The organism is Candidatus Stoquefichus massiliensis AP9, from assembly GCF_000455285.1.
In the GTDB taxonomy this organism is placed as follows: Bacteria; Bacillota_I; Bacilli_A; order Erysipelotrichales; family Coprobacillaceae; genus Stoquefichus; species Stoquefichus massiliensis.
This window is the reverse complement of sequence record NZ_HG005293.1, coordinates 5,195-26,876: the sequence shown is the minus strand read 5'-3', so window position 1 is coordinate 26,876 and position 21,682 is coordinate 5,195. Positions and strand designations below refer to the sequence as shown.

Here is a 21,682-nt window from a genome sequence, read left to right as displayed (position 1 = left end):
TATCATACATGAAAAGATTTATAGGTGGAATAAGAAAATATAAAAAAGTAAGCGGTAACTTCATAAATTTACATGATTAAATATAGACTTTCAAAATAAAATCATCTAAAATAGGTGTGTAAATGAGAGAAAAAAGGAGATTGAATATATGAGTGGTTTTTTTGGTGTTGCATCTAAAAATGATTGTGTCATGGATTTATTCTTTGGTGTTGATTATCATTCCCATTTAGGGACAAGAAGAGGTGGTATGGCTGTTTATGGTAAGGATGGGTTTGATCGTTCTATTCATAATATTGAAAATTCACCTTTTCGTACTAAGTTTGATAAAGATGTAGAAGAGTTTGAAGGGAATATAGGGATTGGTTGTATTTCTGATAATGAAGCTCAACCTTTATTAGTGAATTCACATTTAGGGTCTTTTGCAATTACGACTGTTGGAAGAATTAATAATTTGGAGGAATTAAGAGAGAAATGTTTTGAATATGGGAAAACACATTTCTTAGAAATGAGTGGTGGTGTTATTAATCCAACAGAAATGGTGGCTGCCATTATGAATCAAAAAGAATCTATTGTAGAAGGAATTAAACATGTTCAAGAGGTTGTGAAAGGATCAATGAGTATCTTAATCATGACAAAAGATGGAATTTATTGTGCAAGAGATAAGTATGGAAGAACACCTGTGATTATAGGTAGTAAAAATGATGCACATTGTGTGACTTTTGAAAGTTCAGCGTTCTTAAACCTAGGTTATCACCATGTGAAAGATTTAGGACCTGGTGAGATTGTGTTTATGACACACGATTATTTAAAACAAGAACAGGCTCCTTTTGAAAAGATGAAGATTTGTTCATTCTTATGGGTTTATTATGGATATCCAACTTCAACCTATGAAGGTGAGAATGTTGAAATGATGCGTAATCGCTGTGGAGAACTTTTAGCAAAACGTGATGATGCAAAGCCTGATTTTGTAGCTGGTGTTCCTGATTCAGGAATTGCTCATGCTGTGGGATATGCGAATCAATCAGGTATTCCATTTGCTAGACCATTTATCAAATATACACCAACTTGGCCTCGTTCATTCATGCCATCAAGTCAGGGGCAAAGAAATTTAATTGCAAAAATGAAATTAATCCCAGTACAAGAATTAATCAAAGATAAAAGTTTATTGTTAATTGATGATTCAATTGTTAGAGGTACACAACTAAGAGAAACAACTGAATTCTTATATGAATCTGGTGCTAAAGAAGTGCATGTTAGACCAGCATGTCCACCAATTCTATTTGGTTGTAAATACTTGAATTTCTCTCGTTCAAGTTCAGAAATGGATCTGATAACAAGAAGAGTCGTTCGTGATTTAGAAGGAACAGATCAAGTAAGTGATGAAGTCTTAAAAGAATACGCAAATCCTGATAGCGAAAGATATCAGGCAATGTTAGAAGAAATTCGTAGAAGATTGAAATTCACATCATTAAGATATCATCGTTTAGATGATATGGTTGAATCTATTGGTTTAAAACCATGTGATTTATGTACATATTGTTTTAGTGGAGAAGAATAATAAGATAAAGTCTATGTAGAGATATATAGACTTTTTTGTATCGTAGTAGTTGATTTAATATCGTAAAGTATCGTTATAATCCATTGTTATTATAAAGAGAAAAGATATAATAGAAGTGTAGGAGGTATAAAAAATGAGTGAATTACATTTTGCTGATAATATATTAAAACTAAGACATCAAAGAAAAATTACACAAGAAGAGTTGGCTGATTTTATTGGTGTTACAAAAGCATCAGTTTCTAAATGGGAAACTCAACAGAGTATGCCTGATATTCTTTTGCTGCCAGTACTTGCATCTTTTTTTGATGTCACTGTTGATGAATTATTAGGATATCAGCCACAACTCAGTAAAGAACAGATTCAAAAACTTTATATACAATTAACATCTAAGTTTGCTAGTGAGCCATTTGAAGATGTTATGAATAAAGTGAATGAACTTATTAAACAATATTATTCCTGTTATCCATTTTTATTACAGATGTGTGTACTTTGTTTAAATCATTTTGTTTTAGCACCAGATTCTCATAGACAAAGTGAAATTTTGAATATCATTACGGAATTATGCCAACATATTATGAATTATTGTAAAGAATCAAGTATTTGTCATGATGCAACAGTGTTGAAATCGATGGTTGATTTACAATGTGGTCGAACTGATGAAGTCATTGAAGCTTTGGAGGATGTTTTGGATCCTTATCGCATCCAACATAGCGAATCTCTTTTGATTCAGTCATATACTTTAAAAAATGAAAATCAAAAAGCCAATCAATTTACACAAATGAGTATGTATTCTCATTTAATGGAGTTTATGAGCTTATCAATTCAATATCTTGTTATTCATATACAAGATTTATCTCTTTGTCAAAAGACAATAGAGAGGCTTGATCAGTTGATTGATGTTTATCATTTGGATTATCTCAATCCAAATGTCATTGCTCAATTCCAATATCAGGCAGCCTTGATTTCTTGTCTCCATAATAATCAAGAAGAAACTCTCAACAGATTAGATGAATATGTTACACTTGTTGAAAGATTGATTAAAGATGATCAAGTTTTGTTACATGGTGATGATTATTTTGATATGATTCATGTTTATTTTGAAAGTTCTGATTTAGGTGTTCATCCTGTGAAAAATAAAAAATTGGTTTTACAAGGAGCGATTGATGCTTTGGATCATCCGTTATTTGATACAATTTCTATGAGGCAAGAGTTTCAAATAATGAAAAAGCGTTTGATGAAAGAAGGAGAACTATTATGACTTTAAATGAAATGTTACCATTTCTTATTCCATTGATTATTGTACAGTTTGGATTATTGTTTTTTACAATGAGACATATTTTAACACATACACATTATAAACATGGAAATCGTAGATTATGGATTGTTATTGCGATTATAGGAATGGAATTTATTGGACCAATCTTATATTTTGTTTTTGGAAAGGAAGATGACTAAATGGCAATGCTTGAAATTTCTCATTTATCAAAATCATTTGGGCAAAATAAAGTTATTGATGATTTGAATTTATCAATATCTCAACATAAGATATATGGATTTATTGGTCAAAATGGAGCTGGAAAAACCACAACAATGAAGATGATTTTAGGTTTATTACCTATTGATCATGGCGATATATATGTGAATGGTAAGAAGGTCGTCTATGGGCAAAATGAGACAAATCAATATATTGGTTATTTACCAGATGTTCCTGAGTTTTATGGATATATGACACCTATGGAATATTTAAAGTTGTGTGGGGATATTTCAGGAATGAAAGGATCAGATATTCAAGAAAAATCTGTTGAATTATTAAGATTGGTTGGACTAGAAAATGTGAATAAAAGAATACATGGGTTTTCTCGTGGGATGAAACAAAGATTAGGAATAGCACAAGCATTATTGCATAACCCGGAGTTACTGATTTGTGATGAACCAACTTCCGCATTAGATCCAGTAGGACGAAAAGAAATATTAGATATTTTACAATCTGTTAAAGGTAAAACAACAGTTCTTTTCTCTACTCATATTCTTTCTGATGTTGAGCGTATCTGTGATGAAATTGCATTATTACATGAAGGAAAAATAAAAATTCAGGGAACTTTAGAGGAAGTGAAAAGTCTTCAAAAGAGTAATGGATTTGAAATTGACTTTTTAAGAAGTCATGATGCTGATGCTATGGAAAAAGAATATGCAGGAAGTCAAAGATTAAATGCAACAAGACTCTATTATCCATCACAAGGTGAAGAAGAAATGTTAAAGGCTATGAATATGATTAGTCAACATCATTATCGTATTCAAAAGATTGAAATGCGTGAATCAACATTGGAAAATCTATTTATGGAGGTTATTGGCAAATGAAAACATTAATAGCCTTTATTAAAAAAGAATGGCTTGAATTGATACGTACAGGAAAATTAATTTTATTGATTATTATTTCTATTCTGTTTGGAATTATGAATCCTTTGATTGCGAAAATAACACCATGGATGATGGAGATGTTATCAAGTGATTTGGCAGATGCAGGAATGATTGTATCAAATTTCAAAGTTGATGTCATGACATCATGGACGCAGTTTTATAAAAATGTACCACTATTATTGATTATATTTGTAATTATTATGAGTACTATTTTAACTATTGAATATCAAAAAGGAACTTTAATTAATATTTTAACTAAAGGTTTACAAAGATGGAAAGTTATTATTGCAAAAACTATAACAATGATTGGCTTGTGGACAATGTGTTATTGGCTATGTTTTCTTGTCACATACTTGTATAATATTTATTTTTGGTCTGTGCATAATGTTGCGGATGTTTTATGGGGAGCATCTTGTATCTATATCTTAGGAATATTATGTATATCATTCATTATGTTTGCATCATCAATTTTCCAAGATAATTATGCTGTTTTAGGAGTAACTGGAGGGATGTTTATATTATCATATGCATTAAGTATGATTCCTACAATTTCAAAATATTTACCAACGCAATTGTTTAATTCAATGTCAATATTGACAGGAACTATGCAGATTGATCAGTTTATAGGCTCAATACTTATAACAATTGTATTATCATTCATAGCAATAATTTTATCTATTCTATTCTTTAATAAGAAAGCTATATAAAAACATCAGTGAAAACTGATGTTTTTATATTATGCAGTAAAATGTTGAGCAATTATCACAATAACTTGATTATCTTTTATTTGTGTATATATTCCAATATTAACTTTTTTATAGTTTTGATTTGTCATAACCTGATAATGAGTTGAACTATTAATCAGTTGTTGATGCATTGTTGTAACGATATGAATAATTTCATCATCAGTATATTCATTTTTATAGTTGATTGTTGTTTTAGCAAGATTCTCTCCATGAGGAGTCGTTTTAATATTAATGATAGAAGTTAAAGTCGTATTCCAACGACTCCCATTTGGTCTTGTATGTGACCATTTGTGATTGGCTTCTTTGGCTCGTAAAGATGCACTTGAATAAAGACGAGAAGAAATAACAACAGGATTTTGTCTTGTTTGATTAATAAGTTTTACAAAGGTGGTTTGAATCAGTGTGGTTTGTTTATCATTAAATATTGATGATGATTTTTGAATAACAGATTCCTCTTGTTGAGGTTGAACAGTTGTTTCTTTAATCTCTGATGTCTTTTTTGTATTGCTAGAAGATGAAGAAGTTTTCTCTTGTTTTTTCTCCTGTTTTTTTGTTGATATTTGTTTTGTTTGTTTAACTATATCAGTCTCCTTTTTTTCTGTCTGCTCAATAGAACGATTATCCTGTATTACTTCCTGTAAAGGGAAGGACTCGTTTTCTGTTGTATGAGTAGCAGACGTTGTTTGTGATAATAGGGTTATTGCACCTATTGTTAAAATGATAAAATATTTTTTCATAAGATTCCTTTCATATCAGAAAAGAATTAAGGTTTGCTAATAGCATTATAACATAGTTTGCTTAAAGAAAAAAGTCTTTTCAAGATTTTATACTCACTAAACTTGTTGACGTATGTATTTTATATTTATATAATTCAATTACACTAAGTGAAGAAACTTATGATAAATAGACTTAATTGAAAAGGAGGATACAATGGCAGGAATTTTTGCGACATCTTTGATATTATTAGTAGGAATTATATTTTGTGTGATTGGATTTTTTGAGACTGGAGCTATCCTGATTGCATTATCATTCGTTGTTTATTATATGTCTGAGATCAATGACAAATTATCGGTAATCAAAGATATATTAAATAAATTGACAAAGGAGGCAATGAAATATCATGCCTTTTTCTATACTGAAATGAGTACTGGACATATTATTATGATATGCCTATATAAAGAAAAAGACTTTTTCAAGTCTTTATTCAAAAGGATAAATCATACCCCATTGTGTTCTTACTTCAGTTAAAAGTTTCATAACATCTCTTGTTAATTGTAATGAAGAATCATATCCATCATGAATCGCTTTTTGCATATCAATGATTTCATAATCTAAACCTAGAGTTGTATCTCCAGCATTGATTTCTTCTTTATGACCATCAACTGTATATGTGAGTGTGGCTTGTGATGCACGAGGATAATCGTTGACTTCAATATAGCCTTCTTCACCAGCAACAACCCCTCGTTTAGGCTGTTTTGCTCGCATTGTTAATGCCATAACAACCATTTGTCCATCCTGGTTTTTCATAATAATACCAGATTGTTCATCAACACCAGTTTCAAAATACTGATTTGTTGTAATCAGTGTATTTGGACATGACTGTAAGAAATATCTTGCAAAGGCTGTTGCATAGACACCAATGTCTAATAAAGCACCACCAGCTAATTCTTTAGAAAAGAAACGATTGTGAACATCATATTCCTTGCAACTTCCAAAATTCACTTGAATCATTTTGACTTTACCAATTTTTCCACTATCAATAATTTCTCTTAATTGTTTATAAAGTGGCATATGATAGATTGTCATAGCTTCCATGAGAATAAGTTGATTTTCTTTTGCAATCGCAACTGCTTCTTCAAGTTGTCGGTCATTAACTGTTATAGCCTTTTCACATAAAACATGTTTATGAGCTTTCAAAGCTTTAATGATCATTTCATAGTGTGCATTATGTGGTGTAGAAACATATATAATGTCAATATTCTTATCATTTAATAAATTATCAAGATTTTCATAAACATGCATTACCCGATATTTTTCAGCAAATACTTGCGCTTTTTCTAAATGTCGATTATATGCGCCATAGATTTCACCATTTACTCTTGATAAAGACTCTGCAAATGAGCATGCAATATTTCCTGTTCCAATAATACCCCAATTATATTTTTTCATAACATTTCCTCCATATTCTTTATTATATTACAAAAAGAATTGCTTTGAAATAGAAGTTAATGATAAAATGTATCAGGCAAAGGAGTATAATTATGGATAGAACAAAAGCAATAGAACAAAGTATTATCAAAAAATATCGAAAACAGATTTGGCGTAAATTTGTCAAAGGAGTACAAACATATGATTTAATTCAACCTGGAGATAAAATAGCTGTATGTATTTCTGGGGGTAAGGATTCTATGTTAATGGCTAAACTTTTACAGGAATTAAAACGTCATGGTAAGTTTGACTTTGGATTGGTTTTTCTATCTATGGATCCAGGATATAATGAGAAAAATCGTCAAAAGATAGAAGAAAATGCGAAAATCCTTAATATTCCTGTCCAATTTTTTGAATCAGATATTTTTCAGGTTGTCACAAATATAGAAAAATCTCCTTGTTATTTATGTGCAAGAATGAGAAGAGGATTTCTTTATGCGAAAGCCAAAGAACTCGGATGTAATAAAATAGCATTAGGACATCATTTTGATGATGTGATTGAAACAATTTTAATGGGAATGTTTTATGGTTCACAAGTACAGACAATGATGCCAAAACTACATAGTACTAATTTTGAAGGAATGGAACTGATTAGACCAATGTATTTAATTGAAGAAAAAGATATTATTCATTGGTGTCAATATAATGATTTAAGTTTTATTCAGTGTGCTTGTCGTTTTACTGAAGAAATGGAAGAACTGGGAGAAGTACATCACACATCAAAAAGAGAAGAAATGAAAAATTTATTAAAATATTTAGAAACAATGAATCCTAATGTTAAGAAAAATGTATTTAAGAGTGTGGAAAATGTGAATTTGGCAACAATTATTGCATATAGTGATGATCAAGGAAGACATCATTTCTTAGATACGTATGATAAAGGAGAAGATTAATATGTTTTCAAGATTTGAATTATTGATTGGTGAAGAAAAATTAAATCAATTACAAAATAAACATATTATTGTTTTTGGAGTTGGTGGAGTTGGTGGATATGTCATAGAAGCATTGGTAAGAAGTGGAATAGAACATATAGCAATAGTGGATAATGATGTTGTTTCATTAACTAACTTAAATCGACAAATTATAGCAACACAACAAACCATTGATCAAAAGAAAGTTGATGTCATGAAAGAAAGAATAATGTCTATTAATCCTCGATGTGATGTTCATACATTAGAAATGTTTTATTTGCCTGAAACAGCAGATGAAATAGATTTGAGTCAGTATGATTATGTCATTGATGCAATAGACACAATAACTGCGAAAATAGAATTAGCAGTGAGATGTGAAAAATTAAGCATTCCTCTCATAAGCTCAATGGGAACTGGAAATAAGATGAATCCTTCAATGTTAGAAGTTACTGATATTTATAAAACGTCTGTTTGTCCATTGGCTAAAGTGATGCGTCATGAATTAAAAGCACGAAGAGTCAAACATTTAAAAGTTGTTTATTCTAAAGAAGTTCCTATGAAACCAAGAGCCTCTAATGAGCAAACAAATAAACGTACAGTTCCAGGAAGCACTGCCTTTGTGCCATCAAGTGCTGGACTCTTAATAGCAAGTGAAGTCATAAAAGATTTACTCTTATAGTAAATCTTTTTTCACGTTTTATAATCATTTGTATAAACTATATTGAGGTGTTTGAAATGAAAGAACTATTTCAATTGTATATGGATACTGAAAAACGGTTATGTTTTCTTTATAAACATGCAGCTACTATGGCAGATATAAGTGATGAAAAAGAAATGATGCTTCAGTTCTCTCAAAGTTGTGATGAAGCCATAAAATATTTAAATTATTTTTATAATGAAGAATTTGATGAAACATATAACCCCGTCATTTGTGAATTTGATATTAAAGGGACATATAGAGATATATTGAATAATATTCAATTCTTAGATTTAGAATCGTTTTTAAGATATCGTCGACATACGTATTTTCAAGAGAATATTTTATTAAGAGAAACTATGAGAAGTATAGCGGATGATAAATTAACACATATTCTAGCTATATTGGCAATAGTTATTGATATGGATGATCCTAAAAAATAAAAAAATAAGCACAAACCTGGTTTTTTCTCATAACATATAGAGAGGTGTATGGAATGAATAGAGAACAACTTCAATCTTATATTTATACTGAGAAGTTATTAGCTCAATTGTATCGTCAGGCAGCAGCAAGAGCTACCTTACAAGATGAAAGACAGGTGCTGTTATCATTTGCACAGAATGCAGAGCAAAATGCAAATTATTTAAATTATTTTTATAGAATGGAATTTGGAACAGGGTTTGATCCAATGATTCCAGAAGGCAATATTCAAGGCACTTATAGAGATTTGCTTAATGAAATTCAAAAACAGGAATTATCTTCTTATTTAGAGTTAAGAAAATTGACTTATAATCAGGGAGATACTGAATTAAGAGAAACAATTAGAGCAATAACTGATAACAAGTTAGCTCATATTTTAACAATTTTAGCAATAGTGACAAATATGAACACGCCTGAATCTGAAGGGAATTAAACGTACGAAAGTACGTTTTTCTTTCTCTACGTTACGTAGAAAGTGTCTATTATGATATTTGAGATATTTGATATTAAGGATAAAAGTGATATACTTAAAACGTAAAGGAGGAGATCATATGAATGATGTCTATACGAACCGTCGTAATCCAAAACAATTGATTATGATTGGAGGAGGTATTGTTGTCATTGTTACTGTGGCAATAATTGCGTTTTTTTTACTGACAGGAGATAGTAAGGAAAAAACATTAAAAGAATATTACTCACTTTTATCTGAACATAAATATGAAGAAATGTATACATATTTAAGTGAAGATTCTCAAACAAAGTATTCTAAAGAGGATTTTGTGAAAAGAAATCAAAATATCTATGATGGTATTGAAGCAAGTCAAATTGAAATAGTTATAGATTCTAAGGAAGATCAAACATTAAAATATAATGTGAAAATGAATACAATTGCTGGAGAGATAAATTTTGAGAATCAAACGACATTTTCTGGAGATAAAATCAATTGGGATGATTCTAATATATTTCCTGATTTAAAGAATGATTATAAAGTGAGAATTGTGGAAGATGATGCATCTAGAGGAAGAATTTTAGATCGTAATGGAAAAGTACTGGCAGGACAAGGAGATGCCTATTCTGTTGGTTTAGTACGAGGTAAATTAAATGGTGAAAATGATTATACGAAATTAGCTGAATTATTAGGTCTAACGAAAGAAGGTATCCAAAAAACAATGAGTGCATCATGGATTAAAGATGATTCTTTTGTGCCATTGAAAACAATTTCCAAAAGTGATGCAAGTTTAGAAAATGCTTTATTAAAAATACCTGGGGTGAAGTTAACAACAACTTCAGTGCGTAGTTATCCCTATGGTGAAGCGACATCACATATGATTGGATATATGCAAAAAGTCACCGCAGAAGATTTAGAGAAACACAAGGGTGAAGGATATGATGAGAATTCATATATTGGGCGTAGTGGTATTGAGTCAGCATATGAGAAGGACTTAAAAGGTAAAGATGGTGTAGCGATTTATATAGTTGATGCAGAGGGAGAACGTATCAAGACTTTAGCTAATCAGGAAAAAGAAAATGGAAAAGATATAACTTTAACAATTGATATAACATTACAAAATAATTTATATAAATCTTTTGAAAAAGATAAGAGTGCTTCGGTTGCTATGAATCCAGAAAATGGGGAAGTTCTAGCACTAGTGAGTACCCCAACGTTTGATAGTAATGATTTTATTCTGGGAATGAGTACGTCTAAATGGGATAGTCTCAATAATGATAAAGATAAACCATTATCTAATCGTTTTAAATCAAGCTGGGTTCCAGGATCAACAATGAAACCATTAACGGGTGCAATTGGATTAAATACAAAATCATTAGATTCATCTAAAGATTTTGGAGCAGCTATGAAATGGCAAAAAGATTCAAGTTGGGGTAGTTATTTTGTAACAACATTACATGCTCCAAATCCTAATAATTTGAAGAATGCATTAGTTTATTCTGATAATGTTTATTTTGCTAAGGCAGCATTATCTATAGGTAAAGATAATCTTATTAAGGGATATAAGGATATGAAGATTGGTGAGGATATTCCATTTGAGTTATCTTTGAATAAATCACAATATACAAGTGGCGATTTTAAAGATGATATTCAAGTTGCTGATAGTGGATATGGACAAGGACAAATCTTAATGAATCCAGTGCAGATGGCAAGTATTTATGGAGCGTTTGTTAATGATGGAAAAATGATGACACCACATATTATAAAGTCAACGGAATCAAAAGTATGGTCAGAAGCTTTTTCTAAAGCAACTGCCGATGAAATAAAAAATGACCTTATAGGGGTCATTGGTGATAGTAATGGAACAGCACATAGTTTTTATCATAATGGATTAACTTTAGCTGGTAAAACTGGAACTGGAGAAATTAAAGCATCACAAGATGATAATTCAGGTACTGAAATAGGTTGGTTTACAGTTATGACAACAGATTCATTAAAGCCAATTGTTATTTCTACAATGGTAGAAGATGTTAAAGGACGTGGTGGTAGTGGATATGTTGTTGATCATATGAAACAACCATTTGATTCATATTTAAAATAGAGTTTATTGGAAAATAGATAGTTGGTATAAAATCATGGAAAATATTCAAGAAGTTCAATTAAAAAAGAATAGTCAAGAAGAATTTATACCTGGATTTTCAGAAGATTTTCCACATATCTCTTCTTATGTACAATTAGATAAATATATATGTCCATGGTATTTTCATAAAGAAATAGAATTATTTTATGTTGAACAAGGAACGTTTGAATATCATACGCCCGATCTTAAAATGATTTTCCCTGCAGGATCAGCAGGGATTATCAATGCAAATGTATTGCATATGGCAAGAGTGTCTGGTCATGCACCTGCAACGACCGCACTCTTGCATTTATTTAATCCGGTTTTCATAAGTGGTCAAATGGGAAATGTCATAAGTCAAAAATACATTCTACCCATCATTCATAATCCTTATCTTGAGATGTTAGGTTTTTATCCAAAAAATCCTTCTCATCAGAATATTCTTTCATTATTACAGAAATCATTTCAAATCTCTGAAACGGATTATGGTTATGAATTGAAGCTAAGAGAAATATTATCTCATATTTGGATTGATATATTTAAAGATGTTCATTTAGAAAATGATAAAAAGATATATAATCATAAGACAAATACAATGATCAAAGGAATGTTATCATATATACATGATCACTATGCTGAGAAAATAACGGTCCGTGATATTGCGACCTCTGTGTATATCAGTGAAAGAGAGTGTTATAGAATTTTTCATGATGATTTACATATGACTCCTATGCAATATTTGTTGGATTATAGATTACATCAAGCATGTGACTTGTTAATATCGACCGATGATTCAATTATGTCAATCAGTTATGCCTGTGGATTTGTTAATCATAGTTATTTTGGGAAGGTCTTTCGTCAATATATGGGATATACACCAGTGGGATATCGAGAAAAATGGCAGAATAGTCATATGTGATGGCAGAATTGTATATAGTTTTCAAATATCTCTTTGTTATAATAAATTTAACAAATGAAGATGGAGGAAATTTTATGGAAAAAATAAAGATTGGTATGATTGGATTTGGTAAATGGGTGAAAAGTGCTTATTTACCTGCGTTGGAATATGATAGTCGTGCTGAAGTTGTCGCAATAACGGCTTCATCTGAGGAGACAAAGAAAAAAGCACAGCATATGTTAGGTGAATCAGTAATCATTTATCATGATTATCAAAGTCTTTTAGATAATGCTGATATTGATGCTGTTATGATGGCGGTGCCAGACAAAGTTCATCAGGAAATTCTGTTGGCTTGTTTACAGAAAAAGGTGCCTGTGTTCTATGAACCACCGATTTCATTAGTTCGTCATCAAATGCCTATAATGATTGATCAACTGATCAATGCACAATGTCTTTCTTTTGCACATTTAGAACTTGGATATCATCCTATTTTTCAAAGAATAAAATCACTTATTGATAAGGGGATAATTGGTGCATTGCAGGATGTTACAATAACATTACATGCCAATTGGGGTGCGGATCCTGATGCTGATTTGTGTTTGATTGATCGTATGTCATGTTGGTATGTTGATGTCCTTAATCGAATCATTGGGACTGTTCCTGAACGTGTTTTCTTATTGGAAGGAAATGGTGAATCAGGGCGTATGCAAGCGCAAGGTATTGGTATATATGATTATAATGGTGTATGGGGAATATTTAAAGCTGATGTGGGAAGAAAAGGTAAAGAATCTATTGTTGTTGAATTAACAGGAGAAAAAGGATGTATACGTGCTGACTATTTCACTGGTGAGTTGACTTATGTGAGTGGCACAAAAGCGAATCACGAAGACTTTGTTGAATCATGTTTACCATTAGAACCATATGCTGATTACCCAGCAGTTAGAGAGACAGTATCAGTTTTTTTGGATAATGTTATTGGGCAAGAACCAAGTTTAGGGAATGCGTATCGAGTTGCACAGTTAAGTGCGATTGGTTTAGCGATTGATGAATCTAAAGATACTGGAAATTGGGTAAAAGTTAAATATCATAATATATGAAGAAAAAACTACTTACACAGTAGTTTTTTAAGTCAAAAAAACTAACACATATGTGTTAGTTAATGTCAATTGGTGACCTGTACGGGATTCGAACCCGTGAATGCATGCGTGAAAGGCATGTGAGTTAACCGTTTCTCCAACAGGCCATAAAAATGGCGCTTGAAGTAGGACTCGAACCTACGACCGATCGGTTAACAGCCGATTGCTCTACCAACTGAGCTATTCAAGCGAATCAATGGAGCGGGTGATGGGAATCGAACCCACGTAGTCAGCTTGGAAGGCTGAAGTTCTACCATTGAACTACACCCGCATAAGATTGGTGCCCAGGGCCGGAGTCGAACCGGCACGGATTTTAAGGTCCGCAGGATTTTAAGTCCTGTGCGTCTACCAATTTCGCCACCTGGGCATATGCGATTAAAATGGTGACCCGCAGGCGACTCGAACGCCTGACCCTCTGATTAAAAGTCAGATGCTCTACCGACTGAGCTAGCGGGTCTTGAAATGGTGGGGAGGGGCGGATTCGAACCACCGAACCGAAAGGAACTGAGTTACAGTCAGCCGCGTTTAGCCACTTCGCTACCTCCCCAAGAAACATGGTGCCGGCTAAAGGACTTGAACCCTCAACCTACTGATTACAAGTCAGTTGCTCTACCAGTTGAGCTAAGCCGGCAAATGGTGGAGGTTAACGGGCTCGAACCGCTGACCCTCTGCTTGTAAGGCAGATGCTCTCCCAACTGAGCTAAACCTCCATACATGGCTGGGATACCTGGATTCGAACCAGGGAGATGACAGAGTCAAAGTCTGTTGCCTTACCGCTTGGCTATATCCCAATAATCATGCTCATATAATATAACAAGTTTTTAGATATTAGTCAATATTTTTTAATAAAAAAACTAAATTTTTTTTCTATATCAAAAACTCTTATCTAAGTACTTATTTATTATATACGTTCTTTGTATTATAGTATACCTCAAAAATATGTTTTATTCACAAAAAAAGAGCCACGTGGCTCTTTTAATTCATTTGACTTAATAATTTTTCAACACTTACAAGTTTTACACATAATGTAAATAATTCAGTTGCTTGTTTAAGTTCCTCTAGTGTTGGGTAAGAAGGGGCAATACGAATAGTTGAATCTAATGGATCTTTACCATAAGGGAAAGGTGCTCCAGCACTTGTTAAGATTGTTCCTGCTTCTTTACATTTTTCAATAATATCTTTAGCACAATTATGCAATGACTCAAAAGTAATAAAATATCCACCTAAAGGTTTTGTCCACTGACCAATACCAAGACCATTTAATTCTTTATTAAAAATATCGAGTACAGCTTCAAATTTAGGTCTAAGTAAAGCAGCTTGTTTTTGCATATGAATATCAAGATTTTCAACTTTATTAAAATATTCAATGTGTCTTAATTGATTTAACTTATCATGTCCAATACATTGAATAGACATGTGAGATAAGATATCTTTCTTATTAGCAAGTGATGTTGCCAAAGCAGCAACTCCAGCTCCTGGTAATGTGATTTTTGAAGTTGAACAGAACTCGAAAACAATATCAGCATTATCATTTTTTTCACACTCACTTAAAATATTGAGAACTTGTTTATGTTCATCATATAAATGATGAACAATATATGCATTATCCCAAAATAATCTAAAATCTTTTGCGGCTGGCTGTAATTGTGAAAATCTTTTCACAACTTCATCGGAATATATAATACCACTAGGATTAGAATATTGAGGCACACACCAGATACCTTTAATGCATTCATCATTATTTACAAGTTTTTCAATCATATCCATATCTGGACCATCTTCATAAAGAGGGATATTAATCATTTCAATTCCAAAGTGCTCTGTAATCGCAAAATGGCGGTCATATCCTGGAACAGGACACAAGAATTTAACTTTTTCAAGTTGACACCAAGGCGTATTTCCTAAATAACCATGTGTATAGCCACGGCTAATTTGATCAAACATAATTGTTAAACTAGAATTACCATAAATAATCATATGCTCTGGTGTTGTTTCAAGAATTTCTGCAAAAAATTCTTTTGCTTCTGGAATACCATCTAAAATCCCATAATTACAATATTCCATTTTCTCTCCAAAATCATAATGACTATTGACAATATCTAAGATAGCTAAAGATAATTCTGTTTGTGCAAAATCTGGCTTTCCCCTAGCCATGTTTAAATTTAAACCTAATGATTTTATATTGTTGTATTGCTTTGATAAATCAGTATGTAAAGACATTAATTCTTCACGATTCATATCTTGATATGCTTTCATGCTATATCCCTCTCTTGTTTTGTTATTAATTGAAGATATTTTACTCTTTCATACTATAAATTGCAATCTCTAATCAATAAAATTGTAAAAATATCACTAAATAGTAATAATTACTATTTATATTTAGGAATTTGTGCTATACTATCAATAGGAGGATATTGTTATGGATACAAAGGCGTTTTTTAAATTATCATATGGATTATATATTGTAACATCAAAAGATCATAATCATGAAAGCGGTTGTGTTATTAATACTATGACACAAGTGACATCAGAACCATCACAGGTTTGTGTAACATTAAATAAGGAAAATTATACAACGCAGTTAATTCAAAAGAGTGGTGTTTTAAATGTCAGTGTGTTACTTGAAAAAGTTTCAATGGATACAATTCGTCAATTTGGATTTCAATGTGGAAAAGATGTTAATAAGTTTGAAGGTATTGATTATGAAGAAGATCAAAATGGTGTGAAATATTTAACACAGGAAAGTGCTGCTATGTTTGTTTGTAAAGTGAACAAAACTGTAGATGTTGGAACACATCTTATGTTTATTTGTGAAGTGCAGGATACTAAAGTTCTTGAAGAAGGAACTGTTTTGACTTATGCAGCTTATCATGAAAAAAAGAATGGAACAACACCAAAAAGTGCACCATCTTATGTTGAAGTAAAAGATAAGACGGGATGGCGCTGTGATGTTTGTGGTTTTATTTATGAAGGTGAAACTTTACCTGAAGGATATATTTGTCCTATATGTAAAGTAGATGCTAGTCATTTTCACAAAATAGAGAACCTTTCATAGGTTCTTCATTTTTGCAATAAAAAGTAAGCGATTACATAACCGTCCATAAGGAGGAAAATATATGGCAAAATATGTATGTCAAGTGTGTGGATTTGTTTATGATGAAGATCAAGTGAATCCATTAGTCTTATGGGATGAACTCTCCAGTGATTGGGTTTGTCCATTGTGTAAAGCACCGAAAAGTGCTTTTAAGAAAGAGAAGTCGCAACAGAAAGATGTTCTCAAAAGAGAAGAAGTCAACAAAAATTGGACAACAAAAGAAATCAGTATCATATTATCAAATTTGGCTAAGGGTTGTGAAAAACAATATCTCGAACATGAACAAGACCTTTTCTTAAAACTATCTGAATATTATCAAAACTTAGAAGAAGATTTGCCAACTCAAGCGCTATCAGATATTCAATCTGATGTTGACAAAGACTTAAGTCATCATTATCCATTGGCTCATGAAATGGCAGATCAAATGAAAGATCGTGGTGCCAAAAGAGCAATAGTATGGAGTGAAAAATCAACCAATATGATAGCTTCTCTTATAGAAAGATATCAGCAAGAAAAAGAAAATCTTACAAAAGATACAAAAGTTTTTGTCTGTGAAATATGTGGTTTCATCTATATTGGTGCTCATGTTCCAGAAATCTGCCCTGTGTGTAAAGTTCCAAGTCTAAAAATACATGAAGTGAAAAGAGGGTATGTATTATGAAAAAAATGAGAGCAATTAGAAATATTAGATTATGCACAAAAGACTGTTTATGTTTATATGTATGTCCGACAGGTGCTAGTGATACAGAAAATGGTCAGATTGACGCAACAAAATGTATTGGGTGTGGCATGTGTGTACAATCTTGTCCATCACATGCATTGTCATTAGTTCCATATGAATATCCTGCTCAACAAGTTAAAGAACCAGCTATGATTGATGATTTACATCGCTTAATAAGCAGTAAGTCAAAACAAGAATCAGCTATGCGCTATCTCAAACAACATCAGCAAGATCCAATCATCATGCAATTAGCACAAGCCATTGAAACATCAAATCGTGTTATGGCAGAAGATCTAGCAAGAGAAGCTGGATATATGTTGCCTCAAAGTCAAAATACACATACTTTATTGCAGATGATTATAGAGACTGTGGATGATGAAAATATAAAAAAGATGGCAAAAGAATTAGTGAAGTTATTACCAGTGAATGATTAAAAAGTAATAATTTGTTAAGTATATCATTCTTGAGGATAAAGCAAATTATGTATTTCTGCTTTATCCTCTTTATGTTTCGTGTTATAAATCGCAGTCTTTTATATAAATATCTAAAAAACTCATGATGATTATCATCATGAGAATAAAAGTATAATATCATTTAGAATTTAGTTTATTCTTGTATATGTATTCTTTTTAGAACAACGACAAATGTTGTTTTTTCCTTATGACTTGTTGCAAAAATTTGACCATTATGAATGTGAACAATATTTTTAGCAATAGCTAGACCTAGTCCAGTTCCACCAGTTGCAGAAGAACGAGAAGAATCAGTACGATAAAACTTATCAAAAATATAAGGTAAATCTTCTTGGGCAATAGGATTGCCATAGTTCATAATCTTAATTGTAATATTCTCATGATCATTCAAGACTTCTATCTTAATTTCATGATTATCTTCACCATATTTAATAGCATTAGACAAAAGATTATCAAATACTCTTGCAATTAATTGTCCATCTCCTTTGATATAGAGATTGGGCTGACTAATCTTTACAACTGGAGTTAACTGATGTTCTTGAAAAGTAGGATAAAATTCATCTATCATCTGTAATAATAATTCAGATATATTTAATGTCGTCATATGAATTTTTACATTAGCTTGATCTAAACTTGTAAATTCAAATAAATCGTCCATCATTGATTGTAATCTTTTTGATTTCTCATAAGCAACAGTAGAATACTTTTGAATATCTTCTTTAGATAATTGACTATTATTTTTTATTAATTCTAAGTACCCTACAATTGTTGTTAAAGGTGTTCTTAAATCATGAGCAACATTTGTAATTAAATCATTCTTTTGTTTTTCAGCATTTCTTTCAGCATCAAAAGCAAGTCTTTCATTTTCTTTTAATATTTCGCTTTCTTTTTCTTTGTCATTAAGTGTCTTTGCTAAGGCATTGATATTTGCTGCTAATAAGCCTAATTCATCATCATACTCAATAGGAGCTTCGACATGATAATCACCAGCTGTTACTTCTTGGATTGTATGACTTAATACTTTTAGATATTTAAGTGTAATATTCATTAAATCAAAAAAGATAATTAAAAATATAAATAAAGAAATAATGAAAGAAATGAAATATTTTATCTCAATAGACATACCAAAAATATCAAAGCTTTCTAAAATAATAACCATCGCACTATAAACCAAAAAAGTCATAATATAAGAAATAATGAGGTTTATGAGCAGTCTCCAACGAAAACTGCTCATAAACAATCTTCTCAATTTATTCATCATAAATCAAATTTATAGCCTATACCCCAAACAGTTTTAATATGTCTAGGATTTCTAGGCTGTCTTTCTATTTTTTCTCTTAATTTTCTAATATGGACCATAATTGTATTATTAGAATTCGTTGATTTTTCATGCCATATCTTTTCAAAGATATCTTCTATTGAGAATACAGTTCCTGGTGCGCTAGCCAATAATACAAGAATATTATATTCAATCCTTGTAAGGGCAAGTGGAACACCATCTAAAGTCACTAATTTCTTTTGAGTATCAATGATGAGATCGGTAGCTTCAATAATATATGAAGAATCATGGACAGGTTTATTGTAAACTTGTGCTCTACGAATTTGTGTTTTAACTCTTGCAACTAATTCCATAGCATTGAAGGGTTTGCTAATATAATCATCGGCTCCTGTTGTTAATCCATTGATTTTATCTGAATCGGCAGTCTTTGCAGAAACAATAATAACAGGAATATTATATTTTTCTCGAATCATTTTTAATGCTTGGATACCATCTATTTCAGGCATCATCACATCCAAAATAACAAGATCAATATGATGATTTTGAATATCATCAAGAAGTGTTAATGCATTGTATCTTTTTTCAACTTGATAACCTTCTTGAGTTAAATAAATTTCTATTAAATCAGTGATTTCTTTTTCGTCATCAACGACGAGGATATGAGGTATATTCATTGTTCATCCTCCTTCATTCTTATTATAAGGAAAAATAACAAAACAACAACAATAAAATGTATATTGTTTATGAAAATTGGGGAAAATAAAATGTGTGTAAAAAAATAATTGCATTGATAATTATTTTTTGTTAGAATGAAAAAGGGCACTCACGGCTTTCCGTTGAAGTGCATTTTTTAGTTAAGAAAGGAGTTTGTAAAATGGCAAAATTTATATTTGTAACTGGTGGAGTTGTATCTGGTCTTGGAAAAGGGTTGACGGCTGCATCTTTGGGAAGAATATTGAAACAAAGAGGATTAAAAGTATTTATGCAAAAATTAGATCCTTATATTAATGTGGATCCAGGGACGATGTCACCATTTCAACATGGTGAAGTTTTTGTAACAGCTGATGGGGCAGAAACTGATTTGGATTTAGGACACTATGAAAGATTTATTGATGAAGAATTAAATAAAGATTCATCAATTACAACTGGAAAAATATATAGTCATGTCATAGCGAAGGAACGTCGTGGTGACTATTTGGGTGCGACTGTTCAAGTTGTTCCTCATATTACAAATGAAATTAAAGCAAGAATATATGCAGCTGCAAAAAGCAGTCAGGCAGATATTGTGATTACTGAAATTGGTGGAACGGTAGGAGATATTGAGAGCTTGCCTTTTATTGAAGCAATACGTCAAATTCGTTTAGATTTAGGTTATGAAAATACATTATATATTCATACAACTTTATTGCCTTACATAGGTGCAAGTCATGAAGTGAAAACAAAACCTACTCAGCATAGTGTTAAAGAATTAAGAGGCTATGGTATTCAGCCAGATATTATTGTTTGTCGTAGTGAAAAATATATAGATCAGGAATTAAAAGAGAAAATATCATTATTTTGTAATGTTCCTACGCAGGCAGTTATTTCTAATTATGATGTTGATGTTTTGTATGAGTTACCAATGATGTTATTGGAACAACATATGGATGATTTAGTTTTAGAACATTTGAGAATAGAAGCCCCTATTGCAGATATGGAAGAATGGAAAGGTCTGATTCAAAGAGTTAAAGGACTTCATAAAGATATAACAATCAAAATGGTTGGTAAATATGTTCAATTACCAGATGCTTATTTATCTGTTAATGAAGCTTTAAGACATGCTGGATATTATGAAAATAGTAGAGTGCATATTGAATGGGTTAATGCAGAAGATATTCATCAAAATAATGTTGAAGATAAATTGTCGGAAGCAGATGGAATATTGGTACCTGGCGGTTTTGGAGAACGTGGCATAGAGGGTATGGTTATAGCTATTCAATATGCTAGAGAAAAACGAGTTCCTTTTTTAGGAATATGTTTAGGAATGCAACTTGCATCCATAGAATTTGCAAGAAATGTATGTCATTTAGAAGATGTTAATTCTATTGAATTTAATGAATTATGTCAAACACCTTTGATTCATTTGATGAGTGATCAGTCATTAGATGATATGGGAGGAACACAAAGACTAGGAAATTATGATTGTCAGTTAATTCCTCAAACGAAAGCTTATGCACTCTATGGTAAAACACTTATTCAACAAAGACACAGGCATCGTTATGAATTTAATAATAAATATAAAGATATTTTAGAACAACATGGATTTGTTGTATCAGGTATTAATCCAGAAAGAAACCTCGTTGAAATTATTGAATTAAAAGATCACCCATATTTTGTAGCGTGTCAGTTTCATCCTGAATTTAGTTCACGTCCTAATCGTAGTGAACCATTGTTTCAAGGTTTTATAACAGCTGCAAGCCAAAATAAATCTAAGAAGGAATAAATTTTCTTCTTTTTTTA

21 protein-coding genes and 9 tRNA genes are annotated in these 21,682 nt (G+C 31.4%); 16 read left to right on the top strand and 14 right to left on the bottom strand.

The genetic code is table 11. The features are described 5' to 3' along the window. Positions 1 to 148 precede the first annotated feature (148 nt). From BN350_RS14915 to BN350_RS14895, 5 genes are all read left to right on the top strand, one after another. A complete protein-coding gene (locus BN350_RS14915) occupies positions 149 to 1,558 on the top strand; it encodes an amidophosphoribosyltransferase (RefSeq protein ID WP_028044318.1) in 1,410 nt (469 codons plus the stop codon). Positions 1,559 to 1,691: 133 nt separating this feature from the next. Then, positions 1,692 to 2,816 (top strand): helix-turn-helix domain-containing protein, encoded by a 1,125-nt coding sequence (locus tag BN350_RS14910; RefSeq protein ID WP_028044317.1) that lies wholly within the window; start codon positions 1,692 to 1,694, stop codon positions 2,814 to 2,816. Continuing rightward, on the top strand, positions 2,813 to 3,013 hold the full coding sequence (locus BN350_RS14905; RefSeq protein WP_028044316.1) for a PLDc N-terminal domain-containing protein: 201 nt from the start codon (positions 2,813 to 2,815) through the stop codon (positions 3,011 to 3,013). Before BN350_RS14910 ends, BN350_RS14905 begins: the two co-directional genes overlap by 4 nt. Next, on the top strand, positions 3,014 to 3,916 hold the full coding sequence (locus tag BN350_RS14900; protein WP_028044315.1) for an ABC transporter ATP-binding protein: 903 nt from the start codon (positions 3,014 to 3,016) through the stop codon (positions 3,914 to 3,916). Next, positions 3,913 to 4,683 carry an ABC transporter permease subunit gene (locus tag BN350_RS14895; RefSeq protein ID WP_028044314.1) on the top strand — a complete coding sequence of 257 codons (771 nt, stop codon included), beginning with the start codon at positions 3,913 to 3,915 and terminating at the stop codon, positions 4,681 to 4,683. The genes BN350_RS14900 and BN350_RS14895 overlap by 4 nt, the downstream gene beginning before the upstream one ends. A 29-nt stretch (positions 4,684 to 4,712) precedes the next feature. On the opposite strand, the gene BN350_RS14890 is transcribed toward BN350_RS14895, so the two are convergent. After that, positions 4,713 to 5,459, bottom strand: coding sequence for a CAP domain-containing protein (locus BN350_RS14890; protein ID WP_028044313.1), 747 nt, complete (start codon positions 5,457 to 5,459; stop codon positions 4,713 to 4,715). Between the two features lie 463 nt (positions 5,460 to 5,922). Further along, positions 5,923 to 6,891, bottom strand: a complete 969-nt coding sequence (locus BN350_RS14880; RefSeq protein ID WP_028044311.1) for a Gfo/Idh/MocA family protein — start codon at positions 6,889 to 6,891, stop codon at positions 5,923 to 5,925. Positions 6,892 to 6,983: 92 nt separating this feature from the next. Between BN350_RS14880 and BN350_RS14875 the strand changes: the two genes are divergently transcribed. The 7 genes from BN350_RS14875 to BN350_RS14845 all read left to right on the top strand — a co-directional run bounded on the left by BN350_RS14875 (position 6,984) and on the right by BN350_RS14845 (position 13,580). Then, positions 6,984 to 7,823 (top strand): tRNA 2-thiocytidine biosynthesis TtcA family protein, encoded by an 840-nt coding sequence (locus tag BN350_RS14875; RefSeq protein WP_028044310.1) that lies wholly within the window; start codon positions 6,984 to 6,986, stop codon positions 7,821 to 7,823. A 1-nt stretch (position 7,824) separates the two neighbouring features. Beyond that, positions 7,825 to 8,520: a tRNA threonylcarbamoyladenosine dehydratase gene (locus tag BN350_RS14870; protein ID WP_028044309.1), complete on the top strand. Its 696-nt coding sequence runs from the start codon at positions 7,825 to 7,827 to the stop codon at positions 8,518 to 8,520. A 56-nt stretch (positions 8,521 to 8,576) separates the two neighbouring features. Then, on the top strand, positions 8,577 to 8,981 hold the full coding sequence (locus BN350_RS14865; RefSeq protein WP_028044308.1) for a hypothetical protein: 405 nt from the start codon (positions 8,577 to 8,579) through the stop codon (positions 8,979 to 8,981). Between the two features lie 53 nt (positions 8,982 to 9,034). Then, the gene (locus tag BN350_RS14860) at positions 9,035 to 9,451 is read left to right on the top strand and encodes a hypothetical protein (RefSeq protein ID WP_028044307.1); all 417 of its coding nucleotides are present in this window, start codon (positions 9,035 to 9,037) and stop codon (positions 9,449 to 9,451) included. Between the two features lie 118 nt (positions 9,452 to 9,569). Continuing rightward, positions 9,570 to 11,567 carry a penicillin-binding transpeptidase domain-containing protein gene (locus BN350_RS14855; RefSeq protein ID WP_028044306.1) on the top strand — a complete coding sequence of 666 codons (1,998 nt, stop codon included), beginning with the start codon at positions 9,570 to 9,572 and terminating at the stop codon, positions 11,565 to 11,567. A 34-nt stretch (positions 11,568 to 11,601) separates the two neighbouring features. Continuing rightward, a complete protein-coding gene (locus BN350_RS14850; RefSeq protein ID WP_028044305.1) occupies positions 11,602 to 12,504 on the top strand; it encodes an AraC family transcriptional regulator in 903 nt (300 codons plus the stop codon). A gap of 74 nt (positions 12,505 to 12,578) precedes the next feature. Continuing rightward, entirely contained in the window at positions 12,579 to 13,580 is a 1,002-nt protein-coding gene (locus BN350_RS14845; protein WP_028044304.1) for a Gfo/Idh/MocA family protein, read from the top strand. 70 nt (positions 13,581 to 13,650) lie between these two features. Here the strand turns inward: BN350_RS14845 and BN350_RS14840 are convergent. From BN350_RS14840 to BN350_RS14795, 10 genes are all read right to left on the bottom strand, one after another. Continuing rightward, positions 13,651 to 13,726 (bottom strand) — tRNA-Glu (locus tag BN350_RS14840). A gap of 7 nt (positions 13,727 to 13,733) precedes the next feature. Further along, positions 13,734 to 13,809 (bottom strand) — tRNA-Asn (locus tag BN350_RS14835). A 7-nt stretch (positions 13,810 to 13,816) separates the two neighbouring features. Next, positions 13,817 to 13,890 (bottom strand) — tRNA-Gly (locus tag BN350_RS14830). Positions 13,891 to 13,897: 7 nt separating this feature from the next. Next, a tRNA-Leu gene (locus BN350_RS14825) sits at positions 13,898 to 13,986 on the bottom strand. A gap of 14 nt (positions 13,987 to 14,000) precedes the next feature. Beyond that, positions 14,001 to 14,076, bottom strand: a tRNA-Lys gene (locus tag BN350_RS14820). A 6-nt stretch (positions 14,077 to 14,082) separates the two neighbouring features. After that, positions 14,083 to 14,166, bottom strand: a tRNA-Tyr gene (locus BN350_RS14815). 8 nt (positions 14,167 to 14,174) lie between these two features. Further along, positions 14,175 to 14,250, bottom strand: a tRNA-Thr gene (locus tag BN350_RS14810). A 3-nt stretch (positions 14,251 to 14,253) separates the two neighbouring features. Then, positions 14,254 to 14,329, bottom strand: a tRNA-Val gene (locus tag BN350_RS14805). Between the two features lie 5 nt (positions 14,330 to 14,334). Beyond that, positions 14,335 to 14,410, bottom strand: a tRNA-Gln gene (locus BN350_RS14800). Between the two features lie 184 nt (positions 14,411 to 14,594). Further along, complete coding sequence (locus tag BN350_RS14795; RefSeq protein ID WP_028044303.1) at positions 14,595 to 15,875, bottom strand: aspartate aminotransferase type Ic; 1,281 nt, start codon at positions 15,873 to 15,875, stop codon at positions 14,595 to 14,597. Positions 15,876 to 16,038: 163 nt separating this feature from the next. On the opposite strand from BN350_RS14795, the gene BN350_RS14790 reads away from it, so the two are divergent. From BN350_RS14790 to BN350_RS19420, 3 genes are all read left to right on the top strand, one after another. Beyond that, positions 16,039 to 16,674, top strand: coding sequence for a flavin reductase (locus BN350_RS14790; RefSeq protein WP_028044302.1), 636 nt, complete (start codon positions 16,039 to 16,041; stop codon positions 16,672 to 16,674). Positions 16,675 to 16,735: 61 nt separating this feature from the next. Further along, positions 16,736 to 17,374, top strand: coding sequence for a rubredoxin-like domain-containing protein (locus tag BN350_RS14785; RefSeq protein WP_028044301.1), 639 nt, complete (start codon positions 16,736 to 16,738; stop codon positions 17,372 to 17,374). Continuing rightward, positions 17,371 to 17,868, top strand: coding sequence for a 4Fe-4S binding protein (locus BN350_RS19420; RefSeq protein ID WP_044600373.1), 498 nt, complete (start codon positions 17,371 to 17,373; stop codon positions 17,866 to 17,868). Before BN350_RS14785 ends, BN350_RS19420 begins: the two co-directional genes overlap by 4 nt. A gap of 172 nt (positions 17,869 to 18,040) precedes the next feature. Here BN350_RS19420 and BN350_RS14775 read toward each other — a convergent pair whose 3' ends face one another. Further along, positions 18,041 to 19,138 (bottom strand): sensor histidine kinase, encoded by a 1,098-nt coding sequence (locus tag BN350_RS14775; RefSeq protein ID WP_231385298.1) that lies wholly within the window; start codon positions 19,136 to 19,138, stop codon positions 18,041 to 18,043. A gap of 23 nt (positions 19,139 to 19,161) precedes the next feature. After that, on the bottom strand, positions 19,162 to 19,857 hold the full coding sequence (locus BN350_RS14770; RefSeq protein WP_028044299.1) for a response regulator transcription factor: 696 nt from the start codon (positions 19,855 to 19,857) through the stop codon (positions 19,162 to 19,164). Positions 19,858 to 20,057: 200 nt separating this feature from the next. Here BN350_RS14770 and BN350_RS14765 point away from each other — a divergent pair, with 200 nt between their 5' ends. Beyond that, a complete protein-coding gene (locus BN350_RS14765; RefSeq protein WP_028044298.1) occupies positions 20,058 to 21,665 on the top strand; it encodes a CTP synthase in 1,608 nt (535 codons plus the stop codon). Positions 21,666 to 21,682 lie beyond the last annotated feature (17 nt).